The 19,519-nt window shown below is 33.7% G+C and carries 22 protein-coding genes and 1 pseudogene; 6 read left to right on the top strand and 17 right to left on the bottom strand.

Translation table 11 applies throughout. The annotated features are described in order from the left end of the window. Positions 1–45 precede the first annotated feature (45 nt). Positions 46–1,029: a Gfo/Idh/MocA family protein gene (locus V5E38_RS23650; protein ID WP_499211667.1), complete on the top strand. Its 984-nt coding sequence runs from the start codon at positions 46–48 to the stop codon at positions 1,027–1,029. Between the two features lie 318 nt (positions 1,030–1,347). Here the strand turns inward: V5E38_RS23650 and V5E38_RS23645 are convergent, their stop codons facing one another. The 3 genes from V5E38_RS23645 to V5E38_RS23635 form a co-directional block, all read right to left on the bottom strand. After that, positions 1,348–1,857, bottom strand: a complete 510-nt coding sequence (locus V5E38_RS23645) for a hypothetical protein (RefSeq protein WP_499211666.1) — start codon at positions 1,855–1,857, stop codon at positions 1,348–1,350. 153 nt (positions 1,858–2,010) lie between these two features. Next, positions 2,011–3,891 (bottom strand): ABC-F family ATP-binding cassette domain-containing protein, encoded by a 1,881-nt coding sequence (gene abc-f, locus V5E38_RS23640; RefSeq protein ID WP_499211665.1) that lies wholly within the window; start codon positions 3,889–3,891, stop codon positions 2,011–2,013. 116 nt (positions 3,892–4,007) lie between these two features. Next, entirely contained in the window at positions 4,008–4,139 is a 132-nt protein-coding gene (locus V5E38_RS23635) for an RAxF-45 family protein (protein WP_286145497.1), read from the bottom strand. Positions 4,140–4,320: 181 nt separating this feature from the next. Here V5E38_RS23635 and V5E38_RS23630 point away from each other — a divergent pair, with 181 nt between their 5' ends. Beyond that, the gene (locus V5E38_RS23630) at positions 4,321–4,719 is read left to right on the top strand and encodes a VOC family protein (RefSeq protein ID WP_335476986.1); all 399 of its coding nucleotides are present in this window, start codon (positions 4,321–4,323) and stop codon (positions 4,717–4,719) included. A gap of 47 nt (positions 4,720–4,766) precedes the next feature. Here V5E38_RS23630 and map read toward each other — a convergent pair whose 3' ends face one another. From map to V5E38_RS23615, 3 genes are all read right to left on the bottom strand, one after another. Then, the gene (map, locus tag V5E38_RS23625; RefSeq protein WP_097973449.1) at positions 4,767–5,513 is read right to left on the bottom strand and encodes a type I methionyl aminopeptidase; all 747 of its coding nucleotides are present in this window, start codon (positions 5,511–5,513) and stop codon (positions 4,767–4,769) included. 194 nt (positions 5,514–5,707) lie between these two features. Continuing rightward, the gene (locus V5E38_RS23620) at positions 5,708–6,118 is read right to left on the bottom strand and encodes an NUDIX hydrolase (RefSeq protein ID WP_499211664.1); all 411 of its coding nucleotides are present in this window, start codon (positions 6,116–6,118) and stop codon (positions 5,708–5,710) included. Beyond that, positions 6,115–6,723: a histidine phosphatase family protein gene (locus V5E38_RS23615; protein ID WP_499211663.1), complete on the bottom strand. Its 609-nt coding sequence runs from the start codon at positions 6,721–6,723 to the stop codon at positions 6,115–6,117. The genes V5E38_RS23620 and V5E38_RS23615 overlap by 4 nt, the downstream gene beginning before the upstream one ends. Before the next feature lie 219 nt (positions 6,724–6,942). Between V5E38_RS23615 and V5E38_RS23610 the strand changes: the two genes are divergently transcribed. Further along, entirely contained in the window at positions 6,943–7,164 is a 222-nt protein-coding gene (locus tag V5E38_RS23610; RefSeq protein ID WP_499211662.1) for a DUF6199 family natural product biosynthesis protein, read from the top strand. A 66-nt stretch (positions 7,165–7,230) separates the two neighbouring features. Here V5E38_RS23610 and V5E38_RS23605 read toward each other — a convergent pair. Next, positions 7,231–7,432: pseudogene (locus V5E38_RS23605) on the bottom strand (LD-carboxypeptidase); the annotation flags it as partial. A gap of 218 nt (positions 7,433–7,650) precedes the next feature. Between V5E38_RS23605 and V5E38_RS23600 the strand changes: the two are divergent. After that, the gene (locus V5E38_RS23600; RefSeq protein WP_499211661.1) at positions 7,651–8,655 is read left to right on the top strand and encodes a hypothetical protein; all 1,005 of its coding nucleotides are present in this window, start codon (positions 7,651–7,653) and stop codon (positions 8,653–8,655) included. A 675-nt stretch (positions 8,656–9,330) separates the two neighbouring features. Here the strand turns inward: V5E38_RS23600 and V5E38_RS23595 are convergent. Together V5E38_RS23595 and V5E38_RS23590 are read right to left on the bottom strand one after the other, a co-directional pair. Then, complete coding sequence (locus V5E38_RS23595) at positions 9,331–9,984, bottom strand: hypothetical protein (RefSeq protein ID WP_499211660.1); 654 nt, start codon at positions 9,982–9,984, stop codon at positions 9,331–9,333. Next, entirely contained in the window at positions 9,985–10,497 is a 513-nt protein-coding gene (locus V5E38_RS23590) for a hypothetical protein (protein WP_499211659.1), read from the bottom strand. 203 nt (positions 10,498–10,700) lie between these two features. Here V5E38_RS23590 and V5E38_RS23585 point away from each other — a divergent pair, with 203 nt between their 5' ends. Then, positions 10,701–10,925 carry an amino acid transporter gene (locus V5E38_RS23585; RefSeq protein WP_499211658.1) on the top strand — a complete coding sequence of 75 codons (225 nt, stop codon included), beginning with the start codon at positions 10,701–10,703 and terminating at the stop codon, positions 10,923–10,925. A 51-nt stretch (positions 10,926–10,976) separates the two neighbouring features. On the opposite strand, the gene V5E38_RS23580 is transcribed toward V5E38_RS23585, so the two are convergent. Together V5E38_RS23580 and V5E38_RS23575 are read right to left on the bottom strand one after the other, a co-directional pair. Beyond that, positions 10,977–11,189, bottom strand: a complete 213-nt coding sequence (locus V5E38_RS23580; RefSeq protein ID WP_499211657.1) for a phosphoglycerate mutase family protein — start codon at positions 11,187–11,189, stop codon at positions 10,977–10,979. A gap of 131 nt (positions 11,190–11,320) precedes the next feature. Then, entirely contained in the window at positions 11,321–12,334 is a 1,014-nt protein-coding gene (locus V5E38_RS23575; protein ID WP_499211656.1) for a S66 family peptidase, read from the bottom strand. 160 nt (positions 12,335–12,494) lie between these two features. Between V5E38_RS23575 and V5E38_RS23570 the strand changes: the two genes are divergently transcribed. Beyond that, positions 12,495–13,316: a COG4705 family protein gene (locus V5E38_RS23570; protein WP_499211655.1), complete on the top strand. Its 822-nt coding sequence runs from the start codon at positions 12,495–12,497 to the stop codon at positions 13,314–13,316. Positions 13,317–13,379: 63 nt separating this feature from the next. On the opposite strand, the gene ytaF is transcribed toward V5E38_RS23570, so the two are convergent. From ytaF to V5E38_RS23540, 6 genes are all read right to left on the bottom strand, one after another. Continuing rightward, a complete protein-coding gene (ytaF, locus tag V5E38_RS23565; protein ID WP_098861099.1) occupies positions 13,380–14,021 on the bottom strand; it encodes a sporulation membrane protein YtaF in 642 nt (213 codons plus the stop codon). Positions 14,022–14,211: 190 nt separating this feature from the next. Then, positions 14,212–14,922 carry a twin-arginine translocase subunit TatC gene (tatC, locus tag V5E38_RS23560; RefSeq protein ID WP_254664620.1) on the bottom strand — a complete coding sequence of 237 codons (711 nt, stop codon included), beginning with the start codon at positions 14,920–14,922 and terminating at the stop codon, positions 14,212–14,214. 276 nt (positions 14,923–15,198) lie between these two features. Continuing rightward, positions 15,199–16,029, bottom strand: coding sequence for an ABC transporter ATP-binding protein (locus V5E38_RS23555; RefSeq protein WP_499211654.1), 831 nt, complete (start codon positions 16,027–16,029; stop codon positions 15,199–15,201). A gap of 93 nt (positions 16,030–16,122) precedes the next feature. After that, positions 16,123–17,166, bottom strand: a complete 1,044-nt coding sequence (locus V5E38_RS23550; RefSeq protein WP_499211653.1) for a FecCD family ABC transporter permease — start codon at positions 17,164–17,166, stop codon at positions 16,123–16,125. Positions 17,167–17,216: 50 nt separating this feature from the next. Continuing rightward, on the bottom strand, positions 17,217–18,278 hold the full coding sequence (locus V5E38_RS23545; RefSeq protein ID WP_499213634.1) for a FecCD family ABC transporter permease: 1,062 nt from the start codon (positions 18,276–18,278) through the stop codon (positions 17,217–17,219). 13 nt (positions 18,279–18,291) lie between these two features. Next, on the bottom strand, positions 18,292–19,287 hold the full coding sequence (locus V5E38_RS23540) for an iron-siderophore ABC transporter substrate-binding protein (protein ID WP_499211652.1): 996 nt from the start codon (positions 19,285–19,287) through the stop codon (positions 18,292–18,294). Positions 19,288–19,519 lie beyond the last annotated feature (232 nt).

The following is a 19,519-nucleotide window of genomic DNA, read 5'->3' as shown; positions in this document are numbered from 1 at the left end:
ATTGTAAAGATAAAGTTAACTAATTATTTTTTAGGAGTTGAAAAAATGAATTTAGGTACCATTGGAACAAGCTGGATTACAGAAAGTTTTATCGAAGCTTCAAAGGATAGTAAATTGCTTAATTTAACTGCGATCTATTCTAGAAATGAAGAAACTGCAAGAGCATTTGCTACAAAGCACAACGCTCCTAAGTTTTTTACGAATATTGAAGAGTTAGCAACAAGCCCTGATATCGACGTAGTATACATAGCATCTCCGAACTCATTACACTATGAACAAAGCATTTTATTATTAAAGAATAAAAAACATGTCATATGTGAAAAACCAATTTTCTCAACAATTAAAGAGTTAGATCATGCCTTTAAAGTTGCAGAAGAAAATGGAGTTTATTTATTCGAAGCAATTCGTAACTTCCACTCACCAAACTTTACAGCTTTAAAAGAAGGTTTAGAAAAAATCGGCCAAATTAGAAGTGCTAATCTGCATTATTTACAATATTCTTCTAAATATGATGCATTCCTTAAAGGTGAGAATCCTAATGTTTTCTCTCCCGAATTTTCTGGTGGGGCATTAGTAGATTTAGGTGTTTATCCAATTTATGTAGTGATCGGTTTATTCGGAAAACCAGCCTCAGTAAATTATACACCTGTTAAATTGCGTACCGGTATAGATGGTAGCGGAACATTAGTATTAAATTATGAAAACTTCACTTGTAGCATCCAATGCTCTAAAGTCTCTCAATCATATATTGAAAGTGAAATTACTGGTGAAATTGGAACTTTAGTTCTTGATAAACCATCTCCAATTTCAAAAATTACTTTGATTAACCATAAATCGAAGCAACGAGAATCATTGGAAGTTAGCCAAGTACCAAATGATATGCTATATGAAATCCAAAATATTACTAGCATTATAAAAGAATCAAATATAACTGAATATGAAAAATTAAAAGAGCTTAGCAAGTTAGTATTAACAGTAACTGAATCTGCGAGAAAGCAAGGCGGAATTGTTTTTGGAGTTGAAAAATAAAGAAAACTAGCCGATTGGCGATCCTTAGGTGAAGACAGAGGCGTAGTTGCACTTATACTTAATCCCTAAAATTGGCAACTAACGTCGAGTTTTCTTCTGCGCTGCCAATTTATACTTTCTAGTGAAAATAATTAAAATACCAGTTATCCGATCAGTTGGATACTGGTATTTTTTCTTATTGCTTATAAATCGTTAGTGATCTCTTATGAAAGTCTAAAAAGTAAACCTTTTATCAATAAAATAGGCAGAATAACCCATTTGAGGTATAGATTACTTATGTAGAAGCTGATTAAAAAGATTAATCAGCTTTATTATTTTTTAGTATACAACAACCCATCCAACCCCTGGCACAAAGTACCATCTTCTACCATTCAGGATATAATATCCTCCATGCCAATAACCTCCTGGTCCAGGAAACCCATGTCCCGGTCCATGTCCCGGTCCATATCCTGGTCCGTGTCCTGGCCCGTATCCTGGTCCATGTCCTGGTCCATGTCCTGGTCCATGTCCTGGTCCATGTCCTGGTCCATGTCCATGTCCATATCCTGGTCCGTGACCTGGTCCATACCCTGGCCCATGTCCCTGTCCTTGACCTGGTCCGTACCCTGGCCCATGTCCCTGTCCTTGACCTGGTCCGTATCCTGGCCCATGTCCCTGTCCTTGACCTGGTCCGTATCCTGGCCCATGTCCCTGTCCTTGACCTGGTCCGTATCCTGGCCCATGTCCCTGTCCTTGACCTGGTCCATGCTCTTGACCTTGATCTGGTCCATGTCCTGGTTGAGCATATCCTGGTCCAGGATATCGACTATATAGCTCATCAAAACTCATGCACTCACCACCCTAAATAGAATCATATCCCTATAACTTATTAATTCTGATAAAGGCATGAGCAAGTACTAAGACATTTAACTAACTTTATTTATTTAATTGATGTTTTCGCCTATGAGTTTATCCTATATTTTAAATACTTACGGTAATTTCTTACTCAATACATTCTTCAAGTTCTTTATATAAAACAATACTTTTTATGTCTAATTCTTCAAGTTCTCGTTGATAATTCTGTAAAATGGTTAGATCATTTTCAAATAACATTTGTTTATTAATTTCACTGACTGCTTCTTCTAAAGAATAGATTTCATTTTCAATATCTTCTATCGTTCGAATTTTTGTTTTTATTTTAATCGGTTTCGAAGACGAATTTATTTTAATCACTTTTTCTTTTTCTCTATTATTTCGATAGGTCGTCATTTTTTCTTTTGCAATTTGGTATTCATCAATAAATTCGAAAAACCTACCATTGTCTAGCCAATAAATTTTTGAAAATAGCTTATTAATGAAATAACGGTCATGCGAGACAGAAAGAATCGTTCCTTTGAATTTTTCAAGAGCGTCTTCTAAAACTTCTCTAGATTCAATATCTAAATGGTTAGTAGGCTCATCTACGATTAATAAATTAATATCTTGATACATAAGTTGAGCCAACCTTAATCTCATTCTCTCTCCACCACTAAGTTGACTTACTTTGCGATAGACCATATAGCCATAAAATAAAAAGCCAGCTAATATATTACGTGCTTCTCCTTCTGTAACATGTACTTCCTCTCTGAATTCCTGAAGTACGGTGTGATCCGAATGGATTGGTTCGTAATGTTGTGATAAATAACCGATTTTTACATTACTACCCAGTTTAATTTTTCCTTCCTCGATTGATGACTGACCTAAAATCATCTTCAATAAAGTTGATTTACCTGTCCCGTTATCTCCTACAATAACTGCTCTTTCGCCATAGTATAATGAAAAGTTAAGCTGATTAAATAAAACTTTTTCCGCAAAGGATTTTGAAAGATTTTCTGCAACAATTACATCTTTTCCACTTCGGCCAGATTCCTCTAACTGAAATGCCATTTTCTTTTTTTGTAAGACCGGGCGTTTTAATCTCTCAATTCGTTCTAGCGCTTTTTCCATACTTCTAGCTCTTCTGTGCAAACCAGCATTCGGTGGATTTGCTTGATTAGCCCATTCTCTTAAGCGTTTAATCGTTTCTTTCATTTTTTGTATTTTCTTTTGCTGCTCTTCGTAAGCCTGGAATTCTTTTAGTAATCTTTCTTCTTTTTGAATAACATATTGTGAATAATTTGTATGGTAATCGTTAATTTCACCATCTTCTAATTCTAAAATATGATTAACTACCTCATCTAAAAAATAGCGATCATGCGAGATGACAATAATCGTTCCTTCATACTCCTTTAAGTATGAACCTAACCACTCAATAGCGGATAAATCTAAGTGATTCGTTGGTTCATCGAGTAATAGTAAATCAGGTTGTTGTAAAAGGACGATTCCTAATCCAATTTTTGTTTTTTCTCCACCACTTAAAGAAACAAATTGTTTAGTAAGTAAGTCAGTGATTCCTAATCCATTAGCTATTTTCGCAAGTGAGGCTTCCATCTCATAACCACCGTTATTACTAAACTTCTCTTGTAATGATCCATAACTGACTAGCAATTGTTCTAAAGTACGTTCATCTACTGTATTAGACATTTTTATTTCTAATTGCTTCATTTCATTTTCTATTTTTCGTAATTCTTCAAAAACAGTTAATAAAACATCCCTACTAGTCATCTCATCTGGAAAAACAGGAATTTGAGCTAAATACCCTGTTTTTAATCCTTTTTTAAAATGGATTGAACCAGTATCAGGTGATTCCATACCCGTTAAAAGTTTAAAAATACTAGTTTTACCGCTTCCATTTGCTCCAACTAAACCTACACGGCTACCTTGATGTATTTGAAATGATAATTGGGTAAAAAGTGAATTTCCACCAAACATTTTTGAAATTTTTTCTATACTACATGCAATCATGATTTTTTCTCCTTCTATTTCCGTACCAATCCATAGAAAAAAGCCATAGATTAATGAACTCATCCATGGCTTAAATAATGATTTAAATAGAAGTGTGTGATCACACAATTATTTTATCAATTGAAGTCGTAGGAAAGAGTACGTTTTCGTTTTATTTGAGTTGTTAAATTGTTAAAAATGGACAGACCTATCCCGTTAACAGCTAAAAACGCAAATTTTGCACGACAATAATATAAAAATTCTATCATTTGTGCGCAAACCATTTGAAAACGTAACATCTTTTCTACACCTCCTTTTCGAACTTAAATTTATTTAAATTATAAAATATTTTAACTTTTAGCACAATACCTATTCTATTTGGCTATACTTAAAACTGTGACTTATTGTTCGCAATTCATACATAAATATTCAAAAGAAAGAGAGAAAAAAATGAAAAATATTTTACCTCATATTTACGTTGAAAACTGTAAAGAAGAACTAGAGTACTACAAACAAATCTTTGGTGGAGAAATTAAAAACACACAAACCGGCGATGGTATGGAAATGTTTAAAGGGCATGAAGGAAAATACATACACGCCGAATTACATATCAATGAAAATTGTGTAATTTATTTTGCAGATGTTTTTAGACCATTAGTAAAAGGCGACAATGTTTGGACTACGCTAGAAATGAGTTCTGAAGATGAAATTAATACAATTTATGAAAAGTTATCAAAAGATGGAGAAATTCATATGGAGCTTCAAGATACATTTTGGAATTCTAGATTTGCTGTTGTAAGAGATAAAAATGGATTTACTTGGGAGTTAAATTATTCTAAGCAAATGTAATGGAAAAATAAAAGCGAAGAACTTAAATTCTTCGCTTTTCCTATTTCTTAAATCTGTGTTAAGATGATTGGCTCGCCTTTTGTTACAACAATTGTATGTTCACATTGTGCAACTAAACTCTTATCCGGTGTCACAAATGTCCAGCCATCTCCTGACTCGATAATGTGGTCTGCATTTGCAGAGATAAATGGTTCTACTGCTAATACAAGTCCGTCTTTTAATAAGGCTTTATCCATTGGATCGAAATAACTTAAAATATGTTGCGGGCTTTCGTGAAGACTTTTTCCAATTCCGTGGCCTGTTAGATTTTCAATTACATTTAAACCATTTTTAATTGCTTCATTATATACTGCTCTTCCAATTTGGTTTTGCTTTGAACCTGCTTTTGTTTTTTTCATCGCAGCCCAAAATGCATCTTCTGCAACTTTACAAAGCTTCTCTTTTAGTAAGTCACCTTTCCCAACTACAAAAGAGATTCCAGTGTCTGCATAGTATCCATCTAATGCTGCTGACACATCGACATTAACTAAATCGCCATCTTGAAGTACTCTGTCTCCCGGAATTCCATGAGCTACTTCTTCATTAACACTAATACATGTTGTACCAGGAAAATCATACTCTTTTTGTGGGGCTGAAGTTGCACCATGCTCCTCTAAAACTTGTCTACCGATTTCATCTAATTCTTTTGTTGTCATTCCAACGACAGCTCTTGCCTTCATTTCTTCTCTCGCTAACGCTACGATACGACCGATCTTTCTTAAAGCTTCTAATTCTTGTTCATTATTGATAATCATTTTACTGCTCCTGATTCTATTTAATAATTTGACTTTCTTATATTATGCCATAATATTACTATGTTATAGTCTTTTAAGCACTTATACAAGACAAAAAAGGCAGGATTAAAGGTAGGAGTTTAGGAGACAAGAACGATTTTAAGAGATTAAAGCACTTAGTAATCTCCCTAGTCTCTTAAAATTATCTAATTTATTTAACCTTGAAAGGTATAAGGAACAGATGACTCTAATAATTTTTCAATTCCCGCCTTATGATAGAGCATTAATTGATTTGCCGTTTGGAGATCCATCCATTTAAGTTGAAGAATTTCCTCTTTATGAGAAATGCCTAGATCTCCACCGATTATTTTTGCACTAAATGTAATCAAAATTGCATGATGTCCTCTTTCAGGAAAAAAAGCCTCATTAATCGCAACAATATTGCCTACTTCCACTTCTAATCCAGTTTCCTCAAACGCCTCTCGTACTGCTGCTTGTTTTAGTGTTTCATTTTCTTCAACAGCACCACCAGGTAAAGTCCATACTTCATTTTCATTTTGTACCATTAAAATACTTTTATTTATTTCATCATGGATAAGCGTATAGACCACATTGACCTTTTTCATTTTGCCACCTCTACTAGATCCTTAAGATGATTCGTATCATTTAGAAAACGTATAAATCTACCTCTTTCATTAATCTCTAATAAATGAATTCCTGTATCACCCGTAAAAAATCCAAAGTCTGAATGAATCGGCATTTTTAAAAATGAAAGAATTAAATTATGTATAACACCCCCGTGGGCTACAATTGCGATTCTATTTAAATTAGCAGAGCTTGCTAAAATTCTCGAAAAAATCATTTCCATTCTCATCCGAAATTCGATTGCAGACTCCCCATTTTCAACACTTTCATGAGGATATTTAGGCATAGCGATTTTTTTTGCTTCTTCAAATGATACTCCTGCTAAAACGTCATTATTATGTTCCATTAAATCGTCTTCAAACTTTATTTCACATCCAGTTAAATCCGAAAGTATTGTTGCAGTTTCTTTCGCTCTTTTTAACGTACTAGACCAGATTACTTCTGGGGCAAATTCATTTTTTACCCTTTCAGCCATTTTGTTAACTTGTTTAATCCCTAAATCAGTTAACAAGAAATCTGCTCTACCTTCATGAACATTTAATAAATCTGCTTCAGATTGACCATGACGAATTAATAAAATTTCCATTATATCCATCCCCTTTTAATTAAACATTATTTTGAGACACGGAATGCCATTATAACATCAATGTTCAAACTTTTCAGTAAATAAAAGAAACAAAGTGTATTCTAAAATAATAGAAGCTATCTAAAAGTCACATATTTATCAAAGTATCAGCAATTTTGTTATCAACGTTCTGTATATAATTAACTATAATAAGTTGATTCTCAGAAAGAAGGCGAAAATATGGTTGGTAAAATTATATGTTTTATATTATTAATTCCTGTTTACGCTATTTTGTTATGGTCTTTTTTTAATACAAGAGAAAGTTTATTATGGGGTAGAAGGTGGATGTATAAAGAAGAACCTGAACTTTCTGATGGATATGTACTTTACACAAAAGTGGTCATCGGTATTTTCACAGTGGTTATTACGATAATGGCACTTGTTTTCATTTTTAAATTTTAATAAAAATGAGCGTTCTTCTATAAAAAATGCTTTTTGTATTTGCATTACATAAAAGACTGAACAATTCTATTTTCCAACATATACTTCTACTTCTGCAAATGCTCCATTAATTAATGTAATTTGAGACGGTACATGCCCGCAATCGATATCGTAAATGATTGGGATTGCTAATTCTTCATTAACTCATTATATACTTCTTCTATTGTATAGTTATCTACAGTTTGATTTCCGCACTACGTCCAAATAATAACCTTGAGTAATTTACAAACTATTCCGATAGTTCAGTTTGAACTAAAGAGCTCTTAAATCTGTTGTTAATATATGATATTTAAATTCAAAGGTAGAAGATTACAAAAAATGTCGAAATGTAATAGTTTTAATTTATTTATAGTGTTTTATAATCAATAGATAGGGTATTGGAAATAAATGGTTATTTTTTCACTCTACAATAACATATATCATCATATAGAAAAGCGGAGGATTATTATGAGAATGAACAAAAAAGTTACAGCAAGTATGGCAGCACTATTACTTTTAACTGGTTGCACCAATAATGATGGTTCAAAACCAATCAGCCAAACTAAAACAAGTACGAATGAACAGAATAGTAAAAAGGAACAGGCCCATAATAATTCAAACAAGAGTAACAACGAGCAACAAAATCGTTCAACTGAAAATCAACTGTTCATTAGTAGTAGAAATGATAAGTTAGGGAATACATCTATTCCCAAAGATCTGTATGATTTTAAATTTAAAAAACAAAATTCACATAGTTATCTCTATATTGATGAAAATAACGGTTCAATTAATTTTTATGTTTCTGATGATGTTAAAGGAGAACATTTAATTCATTTAGATAAAAACATCTTATTTAAAGACAACAAATTCATTAGAAAAGATCATTCCGATTTTGATAGTATTAGCCATCTTATAAAACTAACAAACGGATTTGGTGGTACTAATATGGAATCAAAGATTGCAATAGATTCAGCGTATACATCTTTCACAATCAACAACAAAGAGATAAAAGTAAAATTCCCTGAGGAGCTACAATTAAGTTCTAAGTTTTTCGTAAACTCTGCTAATAATATGGTTTATGAAATATCTGAATCAAATATTGAAGCAGTATTCGATATTACCAACAACAAACCTATTTTTATAGATGGTCAACCGGTCAAATTACAAACAGAAAACGGAATAAAGAGTATTGCTTTTGATGAGAAAGGAAATGTATATGTTTTAGAAGGTGGAGTTATAGGAACTGTAGATTTAACTGTTTATGATAAAGATTTAAATCTACTAAGCGATAAATATCGTATACCTGTAAAGAACACTAAGTTTGTAGGTTTGACTTCAGGAAAGAATGGCGTGTCATTATATGGTGTATATCCTTCTAAATTAAATGCAGATGTTCAAAAGATCGAATTAACCGCTCCAAAATCATTTAAAATGATTGGTGCTGTACAACCTATTGTAGATAAAAGTAAATAATTCAATTTAAAAGCATCGGAACACAAAAAAGAACTTCTCACCAACCTTATAGATTCTTTTTTACCGCATTTGTAACAAATTTTGATTGTATTCATTTTTGAGAATAGTACCGTTGCATAAGAACATCAATGCTTAAGTCTTGGATTGTGTGTATAAAATAAGGACTCTTCTAATATGATGCAGAGTCCTTTTAGGTTGGAATTTGGTATTCGGTTACTCTACTTCTACCATAAACAATCTATTAGTCTCTTTATCTTTTAAATAATTTAATTTTAATTCATTACATATTTTATCCGACAGTTTTCTTCCAACCTTTGCTATTTGGTAGAACTGATACTTTAAAATATTTTGGTCAATCGTATTAAATTCAATTTAATCAATCGACTCAAACGTATTTTTTATTTCTAGTTTGACGATTAGATGTTCTATTTCCCTTTTGAACCATATTTGACATCGAGCATTCTCATTCGCTAATACAAAAACTTTAAATTCCATTTAACACCTCATTTAAAGTTTACGAGAAGAGATAAAAAGTATTTGTATTCCAGTAATTCATTGAATAAGTTGTGATAGTAGTTGATGGTTTTCCACTTTTCTATCACTATGATAAGAATAGCAGGAAATGAATGAGTTTCATAAAAAAAGAAAGCCGCCTGTAACGACTTTCTCTACTAGTTAGTTTAAAGATTCAACAGTTGATTCTTTTACTAATTTTTCTTGTTGTTTCTCCCAAGCGCTATTTAAATCAACATCAGAGAGATTTGCATTCTTCGCTTTTTCTTGCTTAAAGAAGTTTCCTTTTAACTTCCCAATTTTTAATGCCTTTTGGTATGCAGGGGTTGCATAGTTGTTCCAATATTCATCTTCTGAAATCCCTAATGCAGAGATATAGTCAGTTAAAAATTGTTTTGTATTCGGATCTTGCGATTGAGCAACAGCTTGCTTCATTTGATCAGCAAATGCCTTTGCTTCTGCTGTTGTTACATTAATGTTTTGTTTTTCTGCTTCTTGTTCTAAAACAGATTCTTTAATAAAATCTTCTTTTATTTTCGCATCGCTTAAAGCTTGTTTCCCGTTATTTCGTTGAACTAAATTTTTACTTTCTTTGAAAGCTGAGAACTCTTTGTTTGAATATGTTTTCTTATTGATCATTAGGATCGATTTTTGTTGTAAAGATTTCGTGCTTTGATGTTCTTTAACTAAATTTGAAAAAGCTCTTTGATTCTCTGATTTATCAGCTTGTGTTGATGACGAAGCATAAAATGTACCAGAAATACCAAGACCTGCAACTAAAGCAGATACAACTGCTATTTTTTTAACTTTATTCATTTAGTCCACCACCCCTTCAGTTAAATCGCCAGTATAAGCAGCTGGAGTTGTACTAGTACTAATAAATGATGCATATCCAATTGCCTTATATGTAGCTGTATCAGCTAAGTCTGTATTCGGTTTAGCTGCATTGTAATCAGCTAAATCACTTGGACTTTTCACATAACTTGGACTTAAAGGTAATGAATGTGTGAATACATATGTACCATTCTTATAGTATTTAATCGTACCAGCATTTACTGATGCACTAAATGGTAATTGTGCTCCTCCAGGAATAGTTGTATAAATTGATTCATCGGTAACAATTTTACCAGAAGTATTTACAGTTATATTCATATTCATCGTTATTGCTAACGCGAATGGAACCAGTACACCTCCTGACGGATTGTACACTACAAACGCTTCTTTATCGTTAGTGACATTTGTGTGAGTAGCGGCTGAAGCAAATGTTGGTGCAGAAATTGAAATTGCTGCTGCTGTTGCTAGACCTAAAACTTTAGATTTTAACTTCAAATAGTATCCCTCCTATGTTGTGGTACTATTCCATATTTACATAAATTTCCATAAATTTAATGGTAAAAAATACCTATTTTATTGCGAATCTTAAAAATATTTTAATTTATGTAACAGAATATTAATAATTCATGTAAAATATTCCTGTATTACATGGTATTGGTAAGTGTATAATGAAAGAAAAATTACAAGGGGAGATTCAAATGAAAAAGGATAATGAACCAGTAAAAGAACAAGAAGTTTTAGTAGAAAGAAAGTCGTTTAACGATGTAACCGATCATTTTAATAAGATTGAAGGAAACGCAACTAACCCTTCGAATGCTAAGTTGCATAGTTTACCAAAACCTATTCGATACATTGGTTATTTTATGATTTTCTTCTTTGCACTGGCTATTTTGATAGTGGCCATAATGAATATTATGGATTGAGGAAAGGACAAGCTGTCATTAAGTCGTCTTCAAATTTTATTTCGCATCCCGTCAGATCGATCCATCAGTATTGTTGAAGTTTTCTTTCACTCTTTTTAGCGTATTTGTCCAGATTGCTTCTTGAGAAAATTCATTTTTTACTTTTTCAGACTTTTTATTTACTTGTTTAACCCCTAAATCAGTTAAGGAAATATCTGCTCTTCTTTCATGTACATTTAATAAATCTGTTTCATATTGACCATGACGGATAAATAAAATTCCCATGACACCATCCTCTCTAAATTAAGTATTTTTTTGAGACACGGATTGTCATTACAACATTACAGTCAAACTTTTCAGTAAATAAAATAAATTAAAAAGCGTTCTTTTTGTAAAGAAACGCTTCTTGTATTGTATTATATAAAAGTCTGTACAATCTTACCTTTTCCACCCCTTACATCTACTTCTGCAAATGCTCCATTAATTAATGTAATTTGAGGCGGTACATGCCCGCAATCGATATCGTAAATGATCGGAATTGCTAATTCTTTATTTAACTCATTATATACATCTTCTATTGTATAGTTATCGACAGTTTGATTTGCCGCACTACGTCCAAATAATATACCAGCGCAATTTTCAAACCATCCTGCAAGTTTCATTTGTACTATGGATCTTCTTAAATCTGTTGTATTCATTTCACAATTCTCGAAATACCAAATGATTGGTTCCTCTTCAATATATTTACTTCTGAATGAACGTACATCTCCATAAGGAGTTCCGACAAGATGTCTAATCACATCAATACATCCACCTAGCAACCTTCCTTTGATTTTCTCATCTTTATTCGATATAGTTTTCCACTTTGTTTTTTCGGACAAATGAAATACATATGGTGTTGGATTTTCATGCTGCCATTTTGCTTGAAACAATTCGGATGAAGTTTGTGTGATCGAGTCACCGGATTGAGTTGTTAATACCTTCTGCCACATAGCTGTTGTGTCATCAGAATATTCTCCTCTTAAATCGATTAAATTCGTTCCATGTGCAGTAGCAATCCCTGTTGTTAAAGTAAGTGCTAATAAAATAATACTCGTATCAGAATATCCTAAAATCCATTTTTCTTTGAAGCTTTCGATTGCCAATTGATCAAGAATCTCGATTGCAAGCTCTCCACCCCACGGCGGAAAAATGAAATCTATTTTCTCATCATTCATCATTAAATTTAATTCATTTGCACGTTTGTTAGCATTGGCAGATTTTGCTTTGTCCTGCGTCCAAACAACCTCTCCACACTCCACTTTATATCCGTCTCTTTCCATGCGGTTAATGGACTGCTTTATCAATTCGTGGAACTGCACTTTTAAGCCTGATGATGGTGCGGTTATCCCGATCGTTGCACCACTTTTTAAAACTGGATATTTAATCATTTTATCACCCATTTTCTTTTTATTGATTCTAATAGAATACGATTGGATATACAATAATAATTTCTAAATTATGGAATTTTACTAAATTACATACGATTTTCATTTTCCTTTCATAAAACTTGTTTACATTATATTTAAATCCAGTAAGGAGGATTATGAAATGGAATCAATTGAACAAAAGCATATAAATAAGAAAATAAATCCACCATTAGAAAATATGTTAAAAAAAGTTCCAGAGGTAACAATATTTTTCTGGATTACTAAGTTATTAACAACTGGTATGGGTGAAGTGTTTTCCGATTATATCGTAAAAACTTTAACACCAGTAATAGGTGTTGCAGTCGCATTAATTGTCCTAATTCTGTCTTTAATTTTACAGTTTAAAGTCCGTAAATATGTACCTAGTATTTATTGGTTAGTTGTTGTAATGATTAGTGTATTTGGTACCGTAGCCGCAGACGTTGTACACGTTGGTCTTGGTGTTCCATATGCGATATCAACGGTGTTTTTTGCAGTCTCGCTGGCAATTATTTTTATGATTTGGTATAAGATGGAGGAAACTCTTTCCATACACAGCATTTACACACGACGACGTGAAGTCTTGTATTGGTCAGTTGTTATGGGAACTTTCGCTTTAGGAACTGCTGCTGGTGACATGACTGCATCAACAATGCATTTAGGCTATTTTTCATCAGGTATACTGTTCACAGTTTTATTAGCAATACCGGTTATTGGAAGAAAGTTCTTCAAGCTAAATGAAATTTTCTCATTTTGGTTTGCTTACATTATGACAAGACCAGTTGGAGCATCATTTTCTGATTGGAGCTCTGTATCTCAAAAGCATGGTGGACTTGGATTTGGTGGTGGGCCAGTTACCCTAGTATTATCGATTATCATCATTATTCTAGTTGGATATCTTTCTTTTTCAAAGAAGGATGTTCAAAATGAACAAGAGGATATCTCCCAATCTACAATCGCATAGTATCTAACAAAGAAAAGAGCTGATGTTCAAATACGATCATCGGCTCTTTTCTTTTATCTATTATTAAACAAGATTGTGTATCGCAATCAACACCAATATAATTCCACTAATAATGGAACTAAATTGTCCGAGCGACCAACCACCAATTTTCACATTGGCAACTTTTTTTCCTAAAAGGACGCCTAACCAGATTGCCAAAAAGCTAAAAATACTAGCCGCTATCGATATTGCAAATGGTGAAAGTCCAATTAATCCAACACCTAGGCCGTTCGTAAGTGCATTCATTGAAACAGCAGTCCCTAGTATGATTGCTTCAAAACTACTTATGTCCCCTGAATGGTCAACATCGGCTTTCTCCGGTGAACTTAAATAATTTGTAACGATATTTGAAACTGATTCGTCATCATTATTTATTATGGTCTGTTTATCTTTTCTTGGAAAAGTAAGTAGAACAATTCTAAGTCCAATTACCAGTAAAAAAAATGCACCGATTACATTCGAAAGTGTCCCTGGAAACACTTTTGAAATATACTGACCTGAAACAATACCTGCTTCACTGAAAATAAAAGCTATGATTGAAATAATTAAATTCGCTAATAATCCAACCTTTATACCTCGAATTCCATAAGTTATTCCTACTCCAAAATTATCAATACTAGATGAAAAGGCAAGAAATAAAACAGTAATCCAAATTGAATAATGCATAGTTTATGCTCCTTACTTCATCCTTTTTCCGACAAAAAGTTATTTGCCTAGCTTTTTATAACCTATGAAGAATTTATGATTAGTCAACTTGTTCAAAGTTTAAAATTTACTAATAAAAAGATTATGAGAGTATAGACTTTTTAATAAATCTTATAAAAATGCTTTGAAACAAAAAGAGGTAAATGAGCTTTTACTCATTTACCTCTTTTTTTCTATATACCGATTTAGATGTTAATATACTTAGTTCATATAATAATATTAATGGAATTGAGACGGAAATATGTGAAATAAAGTCTGGTGGTGATATACAACACGCCACGATTACTAAGATAAAATATGCATATTTTCTCACTTTCTGTAAATAACTAGGCTTCACAATGCCGATTTTTGTTAAGAACATAATCACGACTGGCATATCAAAAAATGCAGCAAATGGAACGACTAGATTAAAAAGAAAAGAGAAATACTTATCAACAGTGTAGTTTTGTTCAAGCATACCTTGTCCCATTATCGTTAGGAATCTAAGGATATTAGGAAAAACAAAATAATAGCCAATAACTAATCCAAAAACAAACAGAAAAAATAGTGCGGGTATATAAAATCCGATCCCTTTTTGTTCAGAAGGATGTAAACCCGGTTTAACAAATAACCAAGTTTGCCAAGTTGCAACCGGTATCGTAAAAACGGCCGCAAAAACTGCAGATATCGAAAAATAGACCCATAATATATCCCCAGGACTTAAAACGACTAGTTTATATGTTAAATCCTTTGTTAAGAATTTATAAATTGGTTCTACATACACAAGCCCAATTATAAATAAAACAATAAAAGTAACTGCTGTAATGATAATTCTTTTACGCAGTTCCTCAAGATGATCGACTACTTCCATTTCTTTATTCATATGAATTCTCCGCTTTGTCATTTACTAGAACAATTGTATTAAATACTTTTTTATCCCACTATGATTATTTCAAACAAATACAATTAGTTCAAATTAAAATTTCTTAATAAAAAACAGGATAAAAAAATAGTTGAACTAATGACGATAAATTGATTTTTAAATAGGAGTAAGTTAGCTATAAAAATTAACTTAACAAAAAATCACTAATAAAGAAATAAGTGTAATGTATTTATTTTCACTTATTTTTTTATTAGTGATATTAAATTAAATCACAAGTTAACTCTGTTTACCTAAAGGAACAACTAGTGGTGTATTGGCAACTGGATCATCTATTATTATGCACTTTAAACCGAAGACTTCTTCGACTAGTTTTGCAGTGATAATCTCCCGAGGATCTCCTTGTGCAATCACCTGGCCATCCTTCATAGCGATAATATTATCTGCATATCTCGCAGCATGGTTCAAATCATGTAAAACAGCAACTAATGTATTCCCTTGATGATTTAGATCTTTAAATAACTCTAACAACTCAATTTGATGAGCAATATCAAGGTAAGTCGTTGGTTCATCAAGTAGGAGCATTGGTGTTTGTTGGGCAAGTACCATCGCGACCCAAACTCTTTGTCTTTGTCCTCCGGATAGCTCGTCTACGTATCGATGTGACAAATCGCTCGTATTTGTAAGCTTCATCGCAGACATTACTGCTGCTTCGTCTTCATCAGTCCATTGTCTTATAAGACTCTGATATGGATATCGGCCATGAGCGATCAAATTCGCTACCGTTATTCCATCTGGAGCAGTTGAAGATTGAGGTAATAGACCTAGTTTACGGGCTACTTCTTTTGACTTATAAGATGTAATAGCTTTTCCATCTAATAAAATTTGCCCTTCAGATGGCTTTAACAAATTTGAAAGTGTTCGAAGTAAGGTTGATTTCCCACATCCATTCGGACCAACAATTACTGTAAATGATCCGTCTGGAATTTCTACTGAAAGGTTTCTGGATATTACCCGATTATCGTATTTGATTGTAATGTTTTCTGTCCAAAGCCTAGACTCTGTTTGAATCGTCTTTTGGCTTTGAATTTCTGCCGCTGTTAACTTCATAATTCATTTTCAACTTCTTTCAATCAGAATATCGTAATACATGAAACCCTGTGCGAGAAAGTTCCTACTAAACCTTGTACATTTTTATTTCGTTTAAGCTGATCGTGCTTGACGAAATAACAGCCAAACTAAGTATATTCCACCTAATGATAAAGTTACCACACCTACCGGAAAAATTGTTCCTGGAATTACTCTTTGCGCGAGAACATCCGCACCAAGTAAAAGAAACGCTCCCATCATTGCTGCTGGTAATATACTCTCCTCTGATTTGGTGATACGTTTAGCGATTTGTGGTGCAACAAGTGCAACAAAACTAACTGGCCCAATAACCGCTGTTGGAGCAGCCGTCAATGCAACTGCAATAAGAATTAGGAATAGTTGGGATCGTTCAATTCGAACACCATGAGATTTCGCAGCATCCATGCCGAACTCCATTTCACGCAATGGTCTGTTCATGATTCCAGCACAAATAATGAGAATAATGACAGCAATTGCTGGAGGAACTACTTGTTTCCAATCAATCCCATTTAACGATCCAACTCCCCAAGCCGCTGCAGTCAACGCAACCTCTGCATCACTTTTAATAAGGAGCATTGAATTGATACTTCCTAAGATCGCTGAAACTGCTATTCCGACGATAATAAGACGAAAGTTCTGCGTTCCTTTTCGAAAAGCAAGCAAATAGATAAGTAGAGCCGTTGCGAATCCACCAATCAAAGCCCCACCAGCTACACTAATGTTAGAAGTCGACTTAGAGACAAGAAGCACAATAAGTGCTCCAGTATAAGAGCCTGAGGTAAAACCAATGATATCAGGAGACCCTAAAGGATTCCGAGTGATTGATTGAAAAATCATGCCACTTATTGCTAAACCTGCTCCAAAAACAATCGCAGCCACCACTCGTGGTAACCGCCATTCGACCACAACTGTTCTCGTCATCCCTGTCGCTTGGCCAATTAAAGCAGATAAAACTTCATGAACACTCAATTTCAGTGTGCCTACCATTAATGCAAACATTGCAATTGCAATCGTGGCTATAAGAAGGATTGCCGTAACAATCATGCTCCTCACATCAATTCGCGCCTTTACAGGCCATTTCAGTTGTAGATAGTGCCTGCCATAATTAATGGGGCGCATAATAATCACTCCTTCTTACATTCAAACCTTTGCCACAAATCAACTTCATTTTATAATCCACTCGCTTTACGTCTACGAACAAGAATCAATAGAATCGGTGCACCAACTAGTCCCGTAATGATACCTACTGGAACTTCTGAAGGTAACAATATAACTCTACCAATAATATCTGAAAGGATAAGTATGATCGGTGCTGCTACTATTGAGTATAGAAAAATCCAGAATTGGTCTGGACCGACAAACCATCGTACACAATGTGGCACCATTAATCCTATAAAACCAATTGGTCCAGCTATCGCAGTTGCCCCGCCAGCTAAAAGTGTAATTGCAATCAAACCGATTGCACGAGTCACACCAACATTTACTCCTAAAGATGATGCACGATCATCTCCGAAGGCAATTGCGTTTAAGGCAGGCGTAATGACAAAAGCTAATAATGCACCAACGATTATAATGGGTAGAACAAGCCAAAGGTCATCAAGACTTCTCCTAGTTAATGTTCCAACACTCCAGTTCAACATTCGTGCAAATGCTTTACTATTTATTAATGTTAATGATGTAGTAATCCCACTCAAAGTGGCACCAAGTGCGACCCCAGCAAGTGTAATTTGTACAGGTGTAGGAGCTTTTTTACCAGCTCCTCCACTTATAACATACACAGCAATTGTCGCTATTAATGCACCGGCAAGTGCAAACCACATATAGGCAGACATCGATGTAACAGAAAAAACACCAATCCCTATCGCTACTGCGAAAGCCGCCCCAGCATTTACACCAAGAATACCAGGGTCCGCTAGTGGATTTCTAGTCAGCACCTGGATTAATGCTCCAGCTAGTCCAAATGCGGGACCTACGATCAGTGCAATAAGTGTTCTTGGTATCCTAGTATTATGAATGATCGTGTGGTCATAGCTATTGTTTGGTGAAAACAACGCGTCCCATACAACTTCAAAAGGTATGGATTTAGCACCGATCATTAAACTTAAGAACACTACGGCTACCAAAAGTAAAAGTGCTACGATGAAGCCCAAAAATCGTTGCAACCGCATTGAAGTAATTGTTTTTTTATTTTCCCCAACTACTTGAGTCGTTTTATTTTTTGGTTGCTTCATCGCTGTCACTGTTTTACTCCCCGCCTTCTAATGCTTTTTTAAACTGTTGTGGTAAATTATCGATTGCCCATAATAATGCAGGAACCGTTCCTGTTGAAAATGCGTTTGAAGAGTTTGTATCAAGAATAATTGATCTTCCATCAGCTACAGAAGGGATCTTTTGATAAAGTTTATTATTTGTTATCTCTTTTGGATCAACAAAAATAGGTAAAACAATCGTAAGATCTGCATTTAATAGATCTAACTTTTCGTCAGCAACTTTAATAAAGAAATTACCTTTAGCTAATTTTTCAATCTCTTCTTTGTTTTTGAATCCAAGTCGCGTTACAAAATCAACACGAGAATCGCCTTTTACGTATGCACCAAAACCTGAAGAATCGTAAGCACCAACTGCAACCGTTTTACCTGCAAATTCAGGATTTGCTTTAGCCGCTTTATCAAATGCCACATCTACATTCTTAAGTAGTTCTTCACCTTTATCTACTTTACCAAGGGCTTGTGCAATCATTCGCACCTGGTCTGTAGTAGTCGTTAAATAATTATCTCCACCCTTAGGAACCCCAACCGTTGGAGCGATCTCTGAAAGGCGTTTGTATCGTTCTTCATCACCCGAAGATTTTACATCAAGAATTAAATCTGGTTTAAGAGAAGCAATTTTCTCATAATCAAGTTCCATTGTTCCAAGAATAGTTGGTGATTTTTTATATGCACCTTTTAACCAAGGTCCTACACCGTCACCTCCAAAAGCAAGCCAGTCACTTGCACCAATTGGTTCAACTCCAAGACTTAATGCCGTCTCTGCATCTCCCCAACCTAGAGCAACAACACGTTTCGGATGCCCTTTAATCTCCACTTTGCCGAATTTAGTATCAACTGTGACAGTAGATTCATTTGAAGACTTTTTATCAGACTTTTTACTTGAATCTGATGAACAGCCAACTAGACCAATCAATAAAAATAAAGACATGATAATCCCAATTAATTTGGGCATTTTGATATTGCTAATCATTTCGTTCTCTCCTTAATTAACATTGAAGTTGATAATCATTTTCAATCATTAATTATACTAAAGCGACTTTTATTGTCAATATATTTCCATCATTGTTACAGAACTTTCAGAATTATTTACTTATCAACTTTAATCATTTAATTAAGAGTCACTATTCTAATCTTCCATTTATTTACAACACTATGTACTTTAGCATTAACTTTTCATTTCATTATATTATAATAACATTTTT

The organism is Rossellomorea sp. GAMAL-10_SWC (genome assembly GCF_049568075.1).
Taxonomy (GTDB): domain Bacteria; phylum Bacillota; class Bacilli; order Bacillales; family Bacillaceae_G; genus Gottfriedia.
This window is presented reverse-complemented; position numbering and strand designations above follow the sequence as displayed.